The sequence below is a fragment of the Amycolatopsis sp. NBC_01480 genome, assembly GCF_036227205.1.
In the GTDB taxonomy this organism is placed as follows: Bacteria; Actinomycetota; Actinomycetes; order Mycobacteriales; family Pseudonocardiaceae; genus Amycolatopsis.
In genome coordinates, this window is record NZ_CP109442.1 from 8,884,142 (window position 1) to 8,900,762 (window position 16,621).

Consider the following 16,621-nt stretch of genomic DNA (forward strand, 5'->3'; position numbering starts at 1 on the left):
GAACACTCACGAGTCAGCGGGTGCCACTCACCGCGTACTCGGGCCGTTCGACCACCGCCGCCCGTCGGTCCACAATGGACCCGAGAATCTCCCCCACCCGCACCGCCGTGTTCGACAACAGCGAAGACGTGATCCCGTGCGTGTGCTCAGTCCCACCTTGCAGGTACAACCCGCCGCGCACCACGGCATCCGTAGTGATGCGGTAATCGCGCTCCACCCGCAACCGCCCCGCACCGTCCCGCAGGCACGAACCCGCCAGATCCCCGAGCAACGGCGTCGGGTCGGCAGGCAGGTAACCCGTGGCGTACACAACGGCGTCGGCGTCCAGCTCCGTGCGCTCGCCGGTGGTCAGCGACTCGACCGTCGCGCGCACGTGCGTGCCGTGGTCGGTCACCTCCACCGGGCGCGAGACGTTGAGCAGCCGCAGCCGTTCGACGCCCTGCACCTTCTCGCGGTAGACGCGCCGGTACAGCTCGTCGATCAGCTCGAGGTCGACCGCGGAGTAGTTGGTGGCGCCGTGGTAGCGCATCAGGCGCTCCTTGACCGGCTCGCTCGCGGCGTAGAACTGGTCCACCGCCTCGGGATCGAAGATCCGGTTGGCGAACGAGCTGTCGTCGGCCGGGCTGTAGCCGTACCGCGAGAAGACCGCGCACACCTCGGCGCGCGGGAACTCGTCGTGCAGCAGCGCCGCGACCTCGGCCGCGCTCTGCCCGGCGCCGACCACCACGAACCGGCGGGGGTCGGCCTCGCGCAGCTCCGCGACCCGGTGCAGCAGCCCGCTGTTGTGCCAGATCCGCTCACCCGCGGTGATCCCCGCGGGCAGGTTCGGCCGCAGGCCGGTGCCCAGCACCAGGTTCCGCGCGCGCAGCTCCGTCGTCTCGCCGCCGGAGCGGGCGACCACGTCGAAGTAGACGACCTCGTCGCCTTCGAGCACCGGCTTCACCGACAGCACCTCGGTGCCGTACGACACCAGGTCGTCCACCTTCGCCGCGGCCCACTCGAAGTAGTCGTGGAACTCGATGCGCAGCGGGAACAGGTTCTTGTGGTTGATGAAGTCGACCAGCCGGTCCTTGGCGTGCAGGTAGTTCAGGAAGCTGAACTCGCTGGTCGGGTTCCGCATCGTCGCCAGGTCCTTGAGGAAGGACACCTGCATGGTCGCGTTGTCGATCAGCATCCCGCGGTGCCAGCCGAACCCGTTCTGGCGCTCCAGGAAGTGCGCGGTCACGGTGTCCGCGCCACTCGCGTTGTGCTCGGTCAGGGCGATCGCGAGGGCCAGGTTCGACGGGCCGAAGCCCACCCCGGCCACGTCGTAAACCGGCACCTGGCCACCGACCACTGCTCGTGACATGAAAGTCCCCTAGCGCGGCACTGCCGCATCTCGGTTCTCGACGACGAAAAGACGAGGAAACCCTAACCTAACTTAGGTGAGGCTCAGCTAGTACCTTGTGGGTGATGTTCATCCCTCGACGATGAAAGGGCACAGCCGATGCGCGTGGCCATGTTCGGCTACCAGACCTGGGGGCACCGCACCCTGCGAGCGCTGATCGACGCGGGCCACGAGGTCGCCCTCGTCGTCACGCACCCGAAGAGCGAGCACGCCTACGAGAAGATCTGGTCCGACTCCGTCGCCGACCTGGCCGAGGCGAACGGCATCCGCGCGCTGCTGCGCACCAGGCCGGACGACCCCGAGCTGCTGGCCGAGCTGAAGGCGGCCGACCTGGACCTGATCGTGGCGAACAACTGGCGGACCTGGCTGCCGCCGGAGATCTTCGCCCTGCCCCGGCACGGCACCCTGAACGTGCACGACTCGCTGCTACCCGCGTACGCCGGCTTCTCGCCGCTCATCTGGGCGCTGATCAACGGCGAGCCCGAGGTCGGCGTGACCGCCCACATGATGAACGCCGAACTGGACGCGGGCGACATCGTCGTGCAGCGCGCGGTGCCGGTCGGCCCGAAGGACACGACCACGGATCTGTTCCACCGCACCGTGGACCTGATCGCGCCGATCACCACCGAGGCCATCTCACTGATCGAGACGGGCAACGTGGTCCCGATCGCCCAGGACCGTTCGAAGGCGAGCTTCTTCCACAAGCGCGCTCCCCGCGACAGCCTGATCGACTGGACCTGGCCGGCGGAGGACATCGAACGCCTGGTGCGCGCCCAATCCGACCCGTACCCCAACGCGTTCGCCTACCACCGCGGCGACCAGCTGCGGATCGCCGCCGCCTCGGTCTCGGCCGGCCACTACGGCGGCACGCCGGGCCGGATCTTCATCAAGGAGGGCGACGGCGTGGTGATCGTCGCCGGCCCCGAAGCCCGGCGCGGCCACTCCCCCGGCCTGCTCGTCGAACGCGTCCGCACTGCCGACGGCACGGAACTCGCCGCAGCCGACTACTTCACGACGATGGGCGGGTACCTCACCGACCGTCCCTGAACCGCTCGTGAGTGTTCATGACGGTTAGAACCGTCATAGACACTCACGAGGCTTCAGGCCTCGGTCACCTTGCCACCGTCCACTTCGAGGCGGCGGGTGACCGCGACGGCGTCGAGCATGCGGCGGTCGTGCGTCACCAGGAGCAGGGTGCCCGGGTAACGGTCCAAAGCGGACTCCAGCTGCTCGATCGCGGGCAGGTCCAGGTGGTTGGTCGGCTCGTCGAGCACCAGCAGGTTGACGCCGCGGGCCTGCAGCAAGGCCAGGGCGGCGCGCGTGCGCTCACCCGGCGAGAGCGTCTCCGCGGAGCGCAGCACGTGCGCCGCCTTCAGGCCGAACTTCGCCAGCAGGGTCCGGACTTCCGCGTCGGGCAGCGAAGGGACTTCGCGGGCGAAGGCGTCCGAAAGCGGTTCGTCGCCGAGGAAGAGCCGCCGTGCCTGGTCGACCTCGCCGACCACGACGCCCGGGCCGAGCGCCGCGCTGCCCTCGTCCAGCGGCAGCCGGCCGAGCAGCGCGGCCAGCAGCGTCGACTTGCCCGCGCCGTTCGCGCCGGTGATGGCGACCTTGTCCGCCCAGTCCACCTGGAGGTCGACCGGGCCGAGGGTGAAGCCGTCGCGCCGGACGACGGCGCCGCGCAGCGTGGCCACCACCGCCCCGGCGCGCGGGGCCGCGGCGATCTCCATCCGCAGCTCCCACTCCTTGCGGGGCTCCTCCACCACGTCCAGCCGCTCGATCATCCGGTCGGTCTGACGGGCCTTCGACGCCTGCTTTTCCGTGGCCTCACTGCGGAACTTGCGCCCGACCTTGTCGTTGTCAGGCGCCTTGCGCCGCGCGTTCTTGACGCCCTTCTCCATCCACGCGCGCTGCATGCCCGCGCGGGCCTCCAGCGCGGAGCGGGTGCTGGCGTACTCCTCGTAGTCCTCGCGCGCGTGCCGCCGCGCCACCTCGCGCTCCTCGAGGTACGACTCGTACCCGCCGCCGTACGCGCGGACCTGCTGCTGCGCCAGGTCCAGCTCGACCACCCGGTCCACAGTGCGCGCCAGGAACTCGCGGTCGTGGCTGACCAGCACGGTCGCCGCGCGCAGGCCGGTGACGAACCGCTCGAGCCGGGCGAGGCCGTCGAGGTCCAGGTCGTTGGTCGGCTCGTCGAGCAGGAACACGTCGTACCGGCTCAGCAGCAACGAGGCCAGCCCGGCGCGCGCGGCCTGCCCGCCGGACAACGACACCATCGGCTGATCCAGGTCGACGGCCAAGCCGAGGTCCGCGGCAACTTCACCCGCGCGCTCGTCGAGGTCGGCGCCGCCGAGGGCGAGCCAGCGGTCCAGCGCCGTGGCGTAGCTGTCGTCGGCGCCGTCTTCGCCCGCGGTGAGCGCTTCGGTCGCGGCGTCCAGCTCGGCCTGCGCGGCGGAAACCCCGGTGCGGCGCGCCAGAAACTCGCGAACCGACTCCCCCGGCCGACGCTCCGGCTCCTGTGGCAGATGGCCGACGGTGGCCGTCGGCGGGTTCAGCCGCACCGCGCCCGACTCCGGCCGCTCCAGCCCGGCGAGCGTGCGCAGCAGGGTCGACTTCCCGGCGCCGTTCACCCCGACGAGCCCCACCACGTCGCCAGGGGCGACAACCAGGTCGAGGCCGGAAAACAAAGTGCGGTCACCATGGCCGGCAGCCAGGTCCTTCGCGACGATCGTTGCGCTCATTTGAGGCCCGAGTCTACGGGTGCCCGGTTCCACCGAATCGATCGCGGGCACTTCATCAGCGCTGGCCATGGTTGTGGCGTGCGTGCTGGTCGTCGCGCTCGCCGCCCGGGGCTGCTGAACAGACGAATGCCGCCCGCGTCAGGTCGTTTCCGGTCGCAGGGCGACCAGCCAGCACAGGCAGAACGGGTGCCCGGCCGGATCGGCGTACACCTGGAAGTCTTCCCCTGATGTGCTTCCCTCGGCAGGCTTCAGCACGGTAGCGCCGTGCGACATCACCTGCTCGTGCGCTTCGGCGAAGTCCTCGACCCACAGATCGAGGTGCACCTGTTGCCGGGTCGGCCCATCGGGCCACTCCGGCGGCACATGATCCGGCGCGAGCTGCACGCCGATCCGGGGCGCCCCGGCCACGGTGACCATGTGCCACTCGTCGTCCTCGTCCACCTCGCCGTCCAGCACTCCCGCCCAGAAACGGCTCTCCGCGGCCATATCGGCCGCGTCAAAGGCGACGACCTGGTGTTTGATTCGCATCGCCGAAGTCTGCCAAGAACCGGCGAGCCGCGCACCGCCTCGGGGACGCGGCCGTCTCCGGGTTATCCAGGGAAACAAAAAAGCCACGTTCACCTGCGTGAACGTGGCCTGTCCGGTCGGGCTGACAGGATTTGAACCTGCGACCCCTTGACCCCCAGTCAAGTGCGCTACCAAACTGCGCCACAGCCCGGACCCGTACTCCATGGAGTGCGATGTGATTACTTTAGCGGGTCGCGATCAGGGCAGTACATGCAGGTCACCTTAGAACGCTGACCTGCGGAAACCCGCTCCGGCGCCAGGAACCGGAGCGGGCCGGGCCGTCAGTTGGGGTTCGAGGCGTGGGTGAGGGTCTGCCATTCCACGAACAGGTTGTTGGTGCCCGCCGGGCGTTGCTGCTCGGTCAGGGTCTGGGTGTTGGCCATGGCGATGCCGAGGCGGGTGTTCAGGGCGTTGAAGCCCACCTCGGTGACCGGGCCGAGGCCCAGGGTGAGCTTGCCGCCGCACAGGTTGCTCGGGACGGCGGCGCCCAGCTGGTACTTCGACTGGAAGCCCAGGGCCTGGCGAAGCCGTTCGCCGACATCAGTGCCGTACAGGTCCTGGCCCTGGATGCGGGAGGTTTCCGCGACGTCGGCGATCGAGGCGATGCCGTAGCCGGTGTGGACGAAGTCGCGGCAGGTTTCCTGGGTCAGGCCGGTCATGAAGGTGCCCTGGCCCTGCCAGTAGCTGACGATCTGGTCGCGCGTGTTCAAGCCGCTGCCGGGCACCGTCTTGGGCAGGGAACCGTCGCTGGACAGATAGACGTACGCGGCCACGCGGTTGCGGTAGCGGGCCATCGCCGAGTCGTAGCTGGACTGGTCGTCGAGGAAGACGGAGATGCCGACGGCGGCCTCCATCATCACCAGCTCCCAGTTCCCGTTGCTGTTGCTGCCGCCGATGATCTTCGACAGGTAGACGTTGCGCAGCATCGTCGCGAAGCGGCCGGCGTTGGGCCAGCTGGTGTACGTCGACTTGATCAGCTCGGCCGCCCGCGACCACGACGAGCCCGCCCAGCCGGTCTGCAGCGGCGCGTTGCTGTTGGTGTGATTGGTGATCGTCGCCGACCACGCGTCCATCAGCTCGATCGCCTTCTTGGCGTAACGGTCGTCCTGCGTCAGATACCAGGCGAGGGCGTCGGTATACGCGGCGATCGCGTCTTCCCGCTCATCGGTACAACCGAGATTCGGATTCGAATAAGGGCCGCATTCGACGACCGAACGCGGTTTCGCGGTACGGGAAAGGGAGGCGTACGAACTGCCCATCATCTGGTCGTACGCGCTCTTCCACGGCTGGGCGCCGGAATTGACCTTCGTGCGGACGAAATCCAGTTGTGCGCGGCTGACCAGCACCCCGGGGTGCGTGAAAGCCGCAGGTGCGGCCGGGGTGGGCGTGGCCGGTGCCGGAGTGGCCGCCAGTCCCAGCAGGACTGGCAGCATTGCCGTGAGGGTGAGGAGTTTCCTCACCCGGGAACCTCGTGCGGACATGGCTCTCCTCGGTGGGGGGCGGAGGGATAGTGATCTGCATCACTGGTGAGCGCTGTGTCCTAGTTTCATGGTCCAGACCAGAGTCGTCAAGACCGGGCAAAAACTTTCTTCGCGTTCCGAAGGAACAGTTCCCGCATAAATTCAGCCCGCTGAACGGAGGGCTATTTCCATTCAGCGGGCTGAACAATTCAAGGAGCCTCAGCGGCCGGTGAACGTCGCCTTCCCGGGGCCGTCGGCGAGGAACGACTTCACCGCGCCGCGCAGGTCGGCCGTGTCGAAGAGCCCGGCGGCGATGGACGTGACGTGGGCGTTCGCCTCCGGCACGCCGCCGTGCTCGAAGTGCGCGAGCACGCGCTTGGTGGCCGCGTGGGCCTGCGTCGGCCCCGCTGCCAGGTCCGCGGCGAACTTCCGTGCCGCGGCGTCGAAGCCGTCGTCCGGGAGCACGCGGTTGACCACGTTCCAGCGTTCGAGCGTGGTCGCGTCGTAGGTGTCGCCGGTGTAGACGAACTCCTTGGCGCGTGCGACCCCCGCCCGCGCGGCGAGGCGCTGGGTCCCGCCCATCGTCGGGGTCAGCCCGACCACCTTCTCCACCAGCCCGAACCTCGCGCGCGACGCCGCGAGCAGCAGGTCGCAGGCCACCGCGACCTCGAACGCCCAGGTCAGGCACAGGCCGTGTGCGGCGAACACCGTCGGGAACGGCAGTGCGGCGAGGCGTTCCGGGACGGTGAGCAGCCGGTCGAAGAAGACCTTCGCCTCGGCGGCCGAGCCCTGAGCGTCGAAGAGGGAGACGTCGACGCCACCGCTCACGATCTTGCCCTCGGCGCGGATCAGCAGCGCCCGCGCGGGCTCGGCTTCCAGCGCGGCGATCGCCGTGAGGAGGTCGTTCTGCAGCTCGGTGGTGTACAGGTTGAGCGGGGGCGCGTCGATGGTCAGCACGGCCAGGCCGTGCTCGTCCCGGTCCAGGCGGGTCATGCCTTCTCCTCCTTCTGGAGCAACTCGTCCCAGTGCCGCTGCGCCTCCGGCCGCCAGTCGACGTGCTTGCGGTGGAACAGTTCCGCGGCCTTCGCCCCGCTCCACTCGGCCGGCAGCAGCTCGGCGGGCAGCCGCGGGTCGAGGAACGGGAAGCGGCGCCACTCGTGCACCAGTTCGGTCTGCGCGCGCAGCGCCGGTCGGCCGCCGGCGGGCTGCAGGCCGGTGAACCGGTCGATGAAGTCCTCGTAGCGGTCGGTCAGCTCGGACAGGTCCCACGAGCGGGCGACCATGCTCTCCTGCTCCCCGACCTCGCCGTACGCCGCGGTGAACGACATGGCCTGCGCGTCGAGCCCCAGCTCGGAGACGATCTGCTGGGCCTCGCGCTGCCGGCTCGGGTCCGGGCTGACCCAGACGCCGGCCACCGGCGAGCCGAAGCCCGCCCAGGTCAGCCGGGTGCGCAGGCGGTGGCGCAGGTCGCGCTTGGCCTCCGGCACCGAGACGATCAGCATCAGCCACCGGCCGTCCCAGCTCAGGCCGGCGCGGCCGAACTCGTAGATCCGCTCGGCGCCCTCGGTGAGCAGCCGCCGCCCGGGCGGGGTGAGCGACCAGCGCACGCGCCGCCCGACGCGCTCGGACACCAGCCACCCTTCGGCCGAGGAGCGCGCGAGCGCTTGGCGCGCCGACTTCTCCTCGACGTCGAGCACGCCCAGCACGTCGACGAGCATGGAGGTCCACACCGGCCGGTCCCGCGGCAGCACGTACTCGCCGAGGACCGTCATCAGCAGGGAGCGGGCGCTCGCGTGGCTGACCTCGCGCCTCCTGCTGACCGTCGGCCGTGGCGCCGCGGCGCGGGGGTCCCGCGGCTTCGCCCGCTGGCCGAACGCGACCGGGGTGGCGGGTTCCGCCATGAGTTTCACCGACCTCACTGCTCCCTAGGATCGACAACCCGCCCAGGGTACCCACTCCGAGTGACCGTGACGACACTCGACACACACACGGCAGGGTCGGGTCTGGGGCGTGCCCCAGCTGACAGCGCTGTCGCGGCTGGACCGCTCGGGCCGTCCACGATCAGCTCGGGTCGCGGCGCCCTGGTCGACCGGGTCGCCGACGTGCCGGCCGAATCCTTCACCAGCGAAACCGGGACCACCGACGACATCCTCGCGCTGCTCTGAATTTCTCCCGAGCGGCGTCAGGCCCGGGCCGCGGCGTGCAACGCGGGTTCGAAGTCGGTGCCGCGGATGTTGGTCACCATCAGGTTGGTCGCTCCGGCGGTCCGGTAGCGGTCCAGGGACTTGACTACCGCGGGCTGCTCGCCGATGGCGCACAGGTCGTCGATGAAGGCGTCGCTGATGGCGGACATTTGGCGGGGCTCGTCGCCGGTGGCGGCGTCGTAGGCGGTGATGTCGGGGGTGTAGCCGGCTGTCGCGAACATGGCGCGGTAGAAGGGCAATCCGAAGTAGCGGTGGAGTTCGGCGCGGATTCCGGCGTGGGCGTGGGCCACATCGTCGGTTGCGGCGGTGGGGATTGCGGCCACGATGTCGAAGCCCGCGAGATCCTTCCCGGCGGCACGGCGCGCCTCGGCGATTTCCGGCACCACGACGTCGCGGACGTAGGAAGACGGGCAGGCCCACAGCACGATCCCGTCGGCGATCTCGCCCGCGAGCCGGATCATCTTGCGTGACAGCCCGGCCAGGTAGATCGGGATGCCGGGCCGCGGCGAGAATCCCGCGAACGCGAACTGCGAGCGCCACCGGGCGCCGTCGGGCGCCGGGTGGCCGGCCAGCAGGGACCGCACCACGGACACGTACTCGCGCATTTCCGCCAGCGGGTTCCCGATCTCCTGGCCGTGCCAGGCCGCCATCGTCACGCGGTGCCCGCTGCCGAGGCCGAGCCGGAAACGGCCGCCCGACAGGTCGTCCAGTGTGGCGGCGGTCTGCGCCATCGACGCCGGCGAACGGTGGTAGATCGGCGCGACGGCCGTGCCGAGGCGGACGCGCGGGGCGACGGTGGACAGCGCGGCGAGCGTGGTGAACGAGTCCCGCGCCGAGATGTGCGAGCAGTTGATCGACTCGTAACCCAGCTCGTCGGCGAGCCGCGCGTGCCGGGCGATCGTGGCGAAGTCCCCGGTGGTGGGAATCAGCGCGCTCGTCTTGGCCATTTCGCTCATCGTTGCCGGCCCACGGCCTGGCGCACGGCGGCCAGCAACTCGGCCGTGCTGCCCTCCTCGATCCGGCGGGCGCGCCAGGCCACGTGCCGGTCCGGCCGGACCAGCACACACCCGGTCGTCTCGACCTCCCGGCGGGCGGACCATTCGCCGTACGGGTCGAGCAGGCCGCCCGGCCCGCCGATGACGTGCACGTCGACCCGCACACCGGCCTCTTCGGACACTGCCGCCGCGGCGGCGGCCCACTGCTCCCCACCGCATCCGGTCAGCAGCGCGAAACCCAGGCCGTCGACCAAGTCCAGTGTGGACAGTGCCTCGCCGTCGCGCTCGAGCAGGGCGTGCGGCACCCGGGTCCCCGGCCGGGAGCTGGGCCGGTAGAACAGCTGCGGATCCGCCTCGGACGCCGATTCGACGCCGTCGTCGGCCAGCACCCCGCTTTCGTACCGGTAGCCCAGCTCGACCCCGTGGGCGTTGAACTGGTAGTTGCTCAGCTCGACGGCGGCGCGCAGGGCCGCGCGACGTTCGTCGCCCGCGATCCCGGGCTCGTACAGCACCTCCAGCTCCTTCCAGCCGTCCTCAGTGGACTGTCCCGGTTCGAAGCCGAGTGCCGCGTCGACGGCCGCACCCTCGTGCAGGCTGGTGATCGCCCGCCGGACGCCGGCCGCTCCCACCGGCTGGCGCTCCTCGCTGTAGCTCTCGAGCAGAGCCGGCCCAGCGTGCCCGCCGAGGCTCAGCGCGAGTTTCCAGGCGAGGTTGTCCGCGTCCGCGACCGACATGTTCAGCCCGAGCCCGTTGGTCGGCGGGTGCCGGTGCACCGCGTCCCCCATGCAGAACACCCGGCCTTGCTGGTACCGCGGGGCCACCTGGGCGTTCACCTGCCAGCCGGCCACGCCGAGGATCTCGGCCTCGACCGGCTCCCCCACCACGGCGTCGATGCGGGCCCGCAGCTCGGCCGCCGACAGCTCTTCCAGCACGGTCACCGCGGGGTCGTACAGGAACGCCAGCACGAACTCGGTGAACGGCTTGTGGCAGATCAGCGTGCCCAGCCGCAGCGGCGGCAGCGGTCCCGGCATCACGTTCCAGGTCAGCACTCCCGGGCGATGCGCGAGGTATCGCGTGAGGTCGGCCCGGAACCAGACGTTCACGGCGCGGGCGAGATCGGCCTGCCCCTCGACCTCCAGCCCCGCCTGCGCCAGCACCCGGCTGCGGGCACCGTCGGCCCCGACGACGTACTGCGAGCGGACAGTGGTGACCGCGTCCGTCCGGCGGTCCCGGACCGTGCTGGTGACCCCGTCCGCATCCTGCTCCAGTTCGAGGAACTCGGTCTCGAACCGGATGTCGGCGCCGGCTTCCCGAGCCGCCTCCAGCAGCAGCGGCTCGAGCACGGTCTGCGGGCAGTTCGCCATCGGCTCGGGGCTCGAGGCCAGGTACTCGCCGAGCCGGTCCGCGCCGGTCCCCCAGGCCTCCGACCGGGCCACCTCCCGGCCGGCCAGCGTGGTCACCCAGAGGTTGTTGCGCATCATCCGCTGCGGGGTGGCGGCGGCGTGGAACCGCTCGCTGACGCCGAGGTGCCGCAGGATCTCCACCGTGCGCTGATTGACGATGTGCGCGCGGGGTGTGTGCGCCGTGCCCGGGTGACGCTCGACGAGCAGGTGGTCGATTCCGTAGTGGCGCAGCGAAAGCGACAGCGCCAGGCCCGCCGGGCCGGCCCCCACCACGAGGACCGGCACCTCGACGTCGGCTTCCGGTGCAGAGCGGCGATTCGGCATCGTTCCTCCTGGAGATCCGGCACCGCGGAAGCCCCATCCCACCTCCTGGAGCGCACCCCGGTCTCGGCCGAGGACGGCAGCTTCAACGAGGAATGGTCGGTCCGGCACCGCGACTTCCACCGCGCGCTCCTGGCCGGCTGCGGGAACGCGCGGCTGGAAGGGGTCGCGAACGCCTTGCGCGACAGCGCCGAGCTGTACCGCCGCTGGTACTGGGTGCTCACCGACGACCACCACCGCGACATCCCGGACGAGCACCGCCGGCTCAAGGACCTCGCCATCGCGCGGGATCAGGATTCCGCGGTCGAGCTCCTGACCGCCCACATCGAACGAGCACCCCACCAGCTGATCGCCTACGCCCGGGAGCACGGCGTCGACCAGCTGCACAACCGCCCGGAGTCTAACCTCGATCTTTCATGGGGTTGTGGGGTTCGGTGGATGTTTCTGTGGTGGCCTAAATTTGGTCGGAAGCGGTGGTGTGGGCATGGTTGCGAGCCGGTTGTCGCATCGGCGGGCGGGGTCCGGGGGTCCTTGGTTGTCGGGGTGATGGGTGCGGAGTCAGTCAGGCCAGGGCGCTGCGCGCAGCCGGGTGAAGGCGTCCGCGAGGTGTTCGGCCCAGGGCCAGTCGCGGTCGAGGTGCATGCTGTGCTTGCGGGCGGTGCGGGTGAGTTTCGCCGCGACCGCGCAGATCTTGTAGCGGAACGTCGCGGGTTCGCAGCGGGCCAGGTCATCGGTGAAGCACAGCGTCTGGGCCCAGGTGAGCAGGTCCGCGGCGGTCAGGGCCAGTTCCAGCCAGGCTTTGTTCTCGGCGTAGCCGCGGCAGGGCAGGTTGCGCAGGCCGGTGGCTTTGCCGCAGCGGATGCGGTCTTCGACGCGGGCGTGGGATCGGTGGTGGGTTTCGAGGTCGGCGAGTTGCCCGCCGGTGGTGTCGGTGATGAACGCGGTGAACCGGTGCCCGTCGGTGTCGGTGAACCGTAGCTGAGCACCGGGGTGTGGTCGTTCCCGGCGGATGATGACCCGTGCACCAGTTGGCCATGTCGTCAGGTCGAGCATGTCGGTGATCTCGGCGACCCATGCCCCCTTGCGTGGCCGGCCGTCGAGGTCGTAGGCCGGGACCCACGCGTCGGCGGGAATGACGAGGACCGCGGCCTGGACCTCGGCGGCGATTGAGAACCCGAGGGAGAAGCCGCATCCCGCGGCGCGCACGGCAGCGGCGAAGGCGTGGGTCGCGCCGGCGGCGTCGGTCCGCACCACCACGCGGGGCGTCTCGGGATCATCGGGGATGGGCCGGGCGTGAGCGGGCAGCGCGGCCAGGGCCATGGTGAGGATCTCGATATGGTCAGCGGCGGTGTTCGACCCGGCCCGGCCGGGCCGCAGGATCCCGGCCAGCGCTTCCCCACCGGCAACGTCGGGGCGGTCCAGGTAGGCCAGCAGCGGGTGGAACCCAAACGTCTTCTTCCAGGTTTTCGCCGCGTTCTCTTTCTCGCTGTGCGCGATGGTGATCATCGCGTCGATGTCGATCACCAACCCGTCCTCGATATCGGGACCGGCTCCGGCGGCCCAGGCCCGTTCCCGCGCGCTCGCGCGGACCGCGCGCAGCCGGGTGAGGTGTTCCTCGTCGACCCGGTCCAGGACCCGCCACGCGGTGGCATCGCTGGCCACCGGCCCGAACAATTTGTCCTGGTCCCGCAGCGTCGCCAGATGCGCGAGTGCGTCACCGCCGTCGGCGATCATCACCGACAGATCAGCCAGCACCCGCCCCGGAAGATGGACCGGCATCCCGTCGTAGGTGTCGAGAAGCGCTTCCGACCAGCCGGTTCCCAGACCGGTGTTGATCGTCAGCTCCCGCAGCAGCGCCACCCCGGCCCGAGACACCAGACCCGCACCGTCCGCGGTGACCTCGACCCGCGACTGCTTGCTATCCTGCACCAAGGGAGTGCCTTCCTGCTCGTGGAACCTGATGTCTTCGCAAACACCATTTTCCCTTACAAGACAGGCACTTCCTCCATTTCAAACCCTGATTTACATCACACTGCGCGAAAGACCCAGGCTAAGAGCCGTACTGCGCGCCCCTGATCGCGGACGGCGCGAAGAGCACGTTGAGCGCGGCGACGTCGTCCGCGCTGAGCGGGACCGCCGTCGCGCCGAGGTTCTCCCGGACGTACGCGATGCGTTTTGTGCCCGGGATCGGGGCGACGTCCATCGGCTGGGCCAGCAGCCAGGCGAGCGCGACTTGGCCGGGCGTGCACCCGCGCTGTTCACTGAACGCCCGCAGCGCCTCGACCGGCCGGAGGTTGTGCGCGAGGTTGTCACCCTGGAATTTCGGCACGGTGGAACGGAAATCGGTGTCGCTGAACGTCGCGTCACGGCCGATCGTGCCGGTCAGCATCGCGCGGCCGAGCGGGCTGTACGGCACGAGCGTGATGCCCAGCCGACGGCACGCGGGCAGGACCTCGGCCTCGATCGCCCGCTCCCACAGCGAGTATTCGCTCTGCAGCACGGAAATCGGGGCCACCGCGGCGGCCCGGCGGACGAGGTCCGCGGGCAGGTGGCTCAGCCCGAGCGCCCGGACCTTGCCCGCCGTGACGAGCTCGGCCATGGCCCCCGCGGTCTCCTCGACGGGCACGCCCGGGTCGAGCCGGTGGTAGTAGTAGACGTCGATCCGGTCGGTGCCGAGCCGGGCCAGGTTCGCGTCGCAGGCGGCGCGGACGTACTCCGGGCTGCCGTCGAAGGTGCTCCCGCTTTCGCCTGGCCTGGCGGAGAACTTGGTGCCGATCACCACCTCGTCGCGCCGGCTCCGGACGGCCTCGCCGAGCAGCCGCTCGTTGTGCCCGAACCCGCGGTTCGGCTGGCCCGCCACCGGCGTGGCCGCGCCGTACACGTCGGCGGTGTCGAAGAAATCGACGCCGAGGTCGATCGCCGCGCGGATGGTCGCGATCGACTCGGCGCGGTCGGCCTCGCCGTAGAACTGGGACATCCCCATGCAGCCGAGGCCGATGGGCCGCACCCGCAGGCCGGAATCCCCCAGCGGGACCGTGGCCGTTTCTTCGTGCTGCACGGCTGCGCTGTTCGTCATCAATGCTCCCTGTCTCAGAGGGCGTCTGAGAACTTCGGTGGGTGTCTGCGTGTAGTGCTCGGGAATGGGGCGAGCTCCCGGTAGGACTGGTGGTTCTCTACGCCAACCGGTCCGCCAGGAGCTCGCGTGTCAGTGTCGCCTACCTGCCGATGTTTGTCATGCCCAGCCCATGGTGGGCCGCTGACCGCACCGGTGCCGTGTCCGTTCTACCCGTCCTCGTCGATGTCTGACTCTCAGTGGGCACTCATCGCGTCGTTGCTGCCACCTGCGGGTAACACCGCCGGCAAGGGTGGTCGACCGGAGAAGCATCCACGCCGTATCGTGCTGGACGCCATCTTCTACGTGGCCCGCGGCGGGATCGCCTGGCGACAGATGCCCAGCGACTTCCCGCCCGCGATGACCGTCTACGACATCTTCCGCCGATGGTCCAAAACCGGTGTGTGGCACCAAGTTCACGACGCACTACGTGATCTGGTTCGCCTCCGCGCCGGACGTGACCCGCTGCCCACCGCCGCGATCATCGACTCCCAGACCGTGCGCGGCGCCGACACCGTGGCAACAGCCAGCGCCGGCTACGACGCCGGGAAGAAGACCAAGGGCCGCAAGCGGCACATCGCCACTGACACCCTGGGCCTGCTACTCACCGTCGTAGTGACTGCCGCGTCGATACAAGACCGCGACGGCGCGCACCGGTTGCTGGTCGACCTACGCGCCCGCTTCAGCACCATCGCCCACGTCTGGGCCGACGGTGGATACGCCGGACGCCTGCTGAGCTGGGCGAAAACCGTACTGTCGCTCACCGTCGAGGTCGTCAAACGCACCGACAAGATCACCGGATTCGTGGTCCTGCCCCGCCGCTGGGTCGTCGAGCGAACGTTCGGATGGATCACCAAACACCGCCGCTGCGTCCGCGACTACGAGACCCTGCCCGACCACCACGAAGCCATGGTCTACATCGCCATGATCATGACGATGTCCCGCCGACTCGCCCGCACCGCAGACCAGTGACCTCAGTATTCAGACGCCCTCTCAGACGGCGATGGTCTGGTACTCGAAGTACTGGTTGAGGCCCGTGGCCCCGAATTCCCGGCCGATGCCGCTGTTCTTGAAGCCGCCGAAGGCGCCGTTGCCGGTCGCGGGCGCCCCGTTGACGGTCAGCCAGCCGGCCCGGATCCGGCGCGCGACGGCCAGCCCGCGCTCCGGGTCTCCCGCCCACACACCGCCGCCGAGGCCGTACTCCGAGTCGTTGGCGATGCGGACGGCTTCGTCCTCGTCGTCGAACGGGATGACCACCAGGACGGGCCCGAAGATCTCCTCGCGGGCGATCCGCATCCTGCTGTCGACGTCGGCGAAAAGCGTTGGCTTGACGTAGAAACCGCCTTCGAGACCGGCCGGCGTTTCGGGCCCGCCGGTGACCAGCCGGGCACCTTCCCCGAGGCCGATCCGGACGTAGTCCTGGACGCGACGCTGCTGGTCGGCGCGGACCATAGGCCCGATGAACGTCTCCAGGTCCGCGGGGTCGCCGACCTTCAGACCGTCCATCATGGACTTCAGCGCGCCGACGACCTCTTCGTACCGGCTGCGCGGGGCGAGGATCCGGGTGTGGGCGACGCAGCTTTCGCCGTTGTTGCCCAGGGACAGGCCCTGGAGCCCGGCCACGGCCGCCGTCAGGTCGGCGTCCTCGAGGACGATCGAGGCGGACTTGCCGCCCAGCTCCAGGCTGACCCGCTTGAGCTGCTCCCCCGCCAGCGAGGCGATGCGCCGTCCGGCCGCGGTGGACCCGGTGAAGGCGATCTTGTCGACGCCCGGGTGCGAAACCAGGTGCTCGCTCGTCTCGCGGCCCGCGGGCAGGATGCTCACCACACCCTCGGGAAATCCTGCTTCGCCGAAGACCTCGGCCAGCGCGAGCGCGTCCAGCGCCGTTTCCGGGGAGGCCTTGAGGATCACCGTGCAACCGGCGAGCAGCGCGGGCACCAGCTTGACCAGCGCCGACTGGTGCGGCGCGTTCCACGGGATCACGGCGGCCACCACGCCGACCGGTTCGCGGCGCAGCAGCGTCCGGGAATCTGTGCCCACCTGCTCCTCCCAGTCGAGCGCCGCGGCGGCGCGCAGGTACGCGTCCGTCTGCTCCGGGAGGCCGGAGCGGAACGTCCAATTCGTGAACCACCGCGGCGTGCCGTTCTCGGCGGTGACCAAGGCCGCGAACTCCTCCGCGCGGGCCGCGTGCAGCTTGGCGAACCGCTCCACCACCGCACGCCGATCCTGCGGGCTCATGCGCGGCCAAGGCCCTTCGTCGAACGCCCGTCGCGCGGCGGCCACCGCGGCGTCGACGTCGGCGGGAGCGGCGTGCGGCGCGGTCCCGACCAGCGACCGGTCGTGCGGCGAACGCACCTCGATGACGTCGGGACCGGCCGGAGCGAGCCATTTCCCGCCGACGTACAGCTTGTCGTAAGTGATCATGGTTTCCCTC

Annotated in this window: 14 protein-coding genes, 1 tRNA gene and 1 pseudogene; 4 read left to right on the forward strand and 12 right to left on the reverse strand. The window is 70.0% G+C overall.

Annotated elements, in window-relative coordinates; genetic code table 11:
• Positions 1–13: 13 nt before the first annotated feature.
• Positions 14–1,348 carry a lysine N(6)-hydroxylase/L-ornithine N(5)-oxygenase family protein gene (locus tag OG371_RS41325; RefSeq protein WP_329062189.1) on the reverse strand — a complete coding sequence of 445 codons (1,335 nt, stop codon included), beginning with the start codon at positions 1,346–1,348 and terminating at the stop codon, positions 14–16.
• A 138-nt stretch (positions 1,349–1,486) separates the two neighbouring features.
• Here OG371_RS41325 and OG371_RS41330 point away from each other — a divergent pair, with 138 nt between their 5' ends.
• Positions 1,487–2,434 carry a methionyl-tRNA formyltransferase gene (locus OG371_RS41330; RefSeq protein ID WP_329062190.1) on the forward strand — a complete coding sequence of 316 codons (948 nt, stop codon included), beginning with the start codon at positions 1,487–1,489 and terminating at the stop codon, positions 2,432–2,434.
• Between the two features lie 53 nt (positions 2,435–2,487).
• Here the strand turns inward: OG371_RS41330 and OG371_RS41335 are convergent, their stop codons facing one another.
• From OG371_RS41335 to OG371_RS41360, 6 genes are all read right to left on the reverse strand, one after another.
• Positions 2,488–4,125 carry an ABC-F family ATP-binding cassette domain-containing protein gene (locus tag OG371_RS41335; RefSeq protein WP_329062192.1) on the reverse strand — a complete coding sequence of 546 codons (1,638 nt, stop codon included), beginning with the start codon at positions 4,123–4,125 and terminating at the stop codon, positions 2,488–2,490.
• Between the two features lie 138 nt (positions 4,126–4,263).
• A complete protein-coding gene (locus OG371_RS41340; RefSeq protein WP_329062195.1) occupies positions 4,264–4,653 on the reverse strand; it encodes a VOC family protein in 390 nt (129 codons plus the stop codon).
• A gap of 116 nt (positions 4,654–4,769) precedes the next feature.
• Positions 4,770–4,843 (reverse strand) — tRNA-Pro (locus OG371_RS41345).
• A gap of 130 nt (positions 4,844–4,973) precedes the next feature.
• The gene (locus OG371_RS41350) at positions 4,974–6,125 is read right to left on the reverse strand and encodes an alginate lyase family protein (protein ID WP_329062196.1); all 1,152 of its coding nucleotides are present in this window, start codon (positions 6,123–6,125) and stop codon (positions 4,974–4,976) included.
• A gap of 246 nt (positions 6,126–6,371) precedes the next feature.
• Positions 6,372–7,145 (reverse strand): enoyl-CoA hydratase/isomerase family protein, encoded by a 774-nt coding sequence (locus OG371_RS41355; RefSeq protein ID WP_329062199.1) that lies wholly within the window; start codon positions 7,143–7,145, stop codon positions 6,372–6,374.
• The gene (locus OG371_RS41360) at positions 7,142–8,053 is read right to left on the reverse strand and encodes a PaaX family transcriptional regulator (protein WP_329062201.1); all 912 of its coding nucleotides are present in this window, start codon (positions 8,051–8,053) and stop codon (positions 7,142–7,144) included. The genes OG371_RS41355 and OG371_RS41360 overlap by 4 nt, the downstream gene beginning before the upstream one ends.
• 60 nt (positions 8,054–8,113) lie before the next feature.
• Here OG371_RS41360 and OG371_RS41365 point away from each other — a divergent pair, with 60 nt between their 5' ends.
• Complete coding sequence (locus OG371_RS41365) at positions 8,114–8,317, forward strand: hypothetical protein (protein WP_329062203.1); 204 nt, start codon at positions 8,114–8,116, stop codon at positions 8,315–8,317.
• A gap of 17 nt (positions 8,318–8,334) precedes the next feature.
• Here the strand turns inward: OG371_RS41365 and OG371_RS41370 are convergent, their stop codons facing one another.
• On the reverse strand, positions 8,335–9,303 hold the full coding sequence (locus tag OG371_RS41370) for an LLM class flavin-dependent oxidoreductase (protein ID WP_329062205.1): 969 nt from the start codon (positions 9,301–9,303) through the stop codon (positions 8,335–8,337).
• Between the two features lie 5 nt (positions 9,304–9,308).
• Positions 9,309–11,078, reverse strand: coding sequence for an FAD-dependent monooxygenase (locus OG371_RS41375; RefSeq protein WP_329062206.1), 1,770 nt, complete (start codon positions 11,076–11,078; stop codon positions 9,309–9,311).
• Here OG371_RS41375 and OG371_RS47555 point away from each other — a divergent pair.
• Positions 10,977–11,393 (forward strand): annotated as a pseudogene (locus OG371_RS47555) (FCD domain-containing protein); the annotation flags it as partial. The gene OG371_RS41375 and the pseudogene OG371_RS47555 overlap by 102 nt on opposite strands.
• Positions 11,394–11,633: 240 nt before the next feature.
• On the opposite strand, the gene OG371_RS41380 reads toward OG371_RS47555, so the two are convergent.
• Entirely contained in the window at positions 11,634–13,007 is a 1,374-nt protein-coding gene (locus OG371_RS41380; RefSeq protein ID WP_329062208.1) for an IS1380 family transposase, read from the reverse strand.
• 118 nt (positions 13,008–13,125) lie between these two features.
• Complete coding sequence (locus OG371_RS41385; RefSeq protein ID WP_329062210.1) at positions 13,126–14,151, reverse strand: aldo/keto reductase; 1,026 nt, start codon at positions 14,149–14,151, stop codon at positions 13,126–13,128.
• Between the two features lie 222 nt (positions 14,152–14,373).
• On the opposite strand from OG371_RS41385, the gene OG371_RS41390 reads away from it, so the two are divergent.
• On the forward strand, positions 14,374–15,159 hold the full coding sequence (locus tag OG371_RS41390; RefSeq protein WP_329062211.1) for an IS5 family transposase: 786 nt from the start codon (positions 14,374–14,376) through the stop codon (positions 15,157–15,159).
• A gap of 21 nt (positions 15,160–15,180) precedes the next feature.
• Here OG371_RS41390 and OG371_RS41395 read toward each other — a convergent pair whose 3' ends face one another.
• The gene (locus OG371_RS41395; RefSeq protein ID WP_329062213.1) at positions 15,181–16,611 is read right to left on the reverse strand and encodes an aldehyde dehydrogenase; all 1,431 of its coding nucleotides are present in this window, start codon (positions 16,609–16,611) and stop codon (positions 15,181–15,183) included.
• Positions 16,612–16,621 lie beyond the last annotated feature (10 nt).

What these genes read in the sequence shown, in the direction of transcription:
- OG371_RS41325 (WP_329062189.1), bottom strand. Translation starts at nt 1,348, where the DNA reads ATGTCACGAGCAGTGGTCGGTGGCCAGGTGCCGGTTTACGACGTGGCC.
- OG371_RS41330 (WP_329062190.1), top strand. Translation starts at nt 1,487, where the DNA reads ATGCGCGTGGCCATGTTCGGCTACCAGACCTGGGGGCACCGCACCCTG.
- OG371_RS41335 (WP_329062192.1), bottom strand. Translation starts at nt 4,125, where the DNA reads ATGAGCGCAACGATCGTCGCGAAGGACCTGGCTGCCGGCCATGGTGAC.
- OG371_RS41340 (WP_329062195.1), bottom strand. Translation starts at nt 4,653, where the DNA reads ATGCGAATCAAACACCAGGTCGTCGCCTTTGACGCGGCCGATATGGCC.
- OG371_RS41350 (WP_329062196.1), bottom strand. Translation starts at nt 6,125, where the DNA reads ATGCTGCCAGTCCTGCTGGGACTGGCGGCCACTCCGGCACCGGCCACG.
- OG371_RS41355 (WP_329062199.1), bottom strand. Translation starts at nt 7,145, where the DNA reads ATGACCCGCCTGGACCGGGACGAGCACGGCCTGGCCGTGCTGACCATC.
- OG371_RS41360 (WP_329062201.1), bottom strand. Translation starts at nt 8,053, where the DNA reads ATGGCGGAACCCGCCACCCCGGTCGCGTTCGGCCAGCGGGCGAAGCCG.
- OG371_RS41370 (WP_329062205.1), bottom strand. Translation starts at nt 9,303, where the DNA reads ATGGCCAAGACGAGCGCGCTGATTCCCACCACCGGGGACTTCGCCACG.
- OG371_RS41375 (WP_329062206.1), bottom strand. Translation starts at nt 11,078, where the DNA reads ATGCCGAATCGCCGCTCTGCACCGGAAGCCGACGTCGAGGTGCCGGTC.
- OG371_RS41385 (WP_329062210.1), bottom strand. Translation starts at nt 14,151, where the DNA reads ATGACGAACAGCGCAGCCGTGCAGCACGAAGAAACGGCCACGGTCCCG.
- OG371_RS41390 (WP_329062211.1), top strand. Translation starts at nt 14,374, where the DNA reads ATGTCTGACTCTCAGTGGGCACTCATCGCGTCGTTGCTGCCACCTGCG.
- OG371_RS41395 (WP_329062213.1), bottom strand. Translation starts at nt 16,611, where the DNA reads ATGATCACTTACGACAAGCTGTACGTCGGCGGGAAATGGCTCGCTCCG.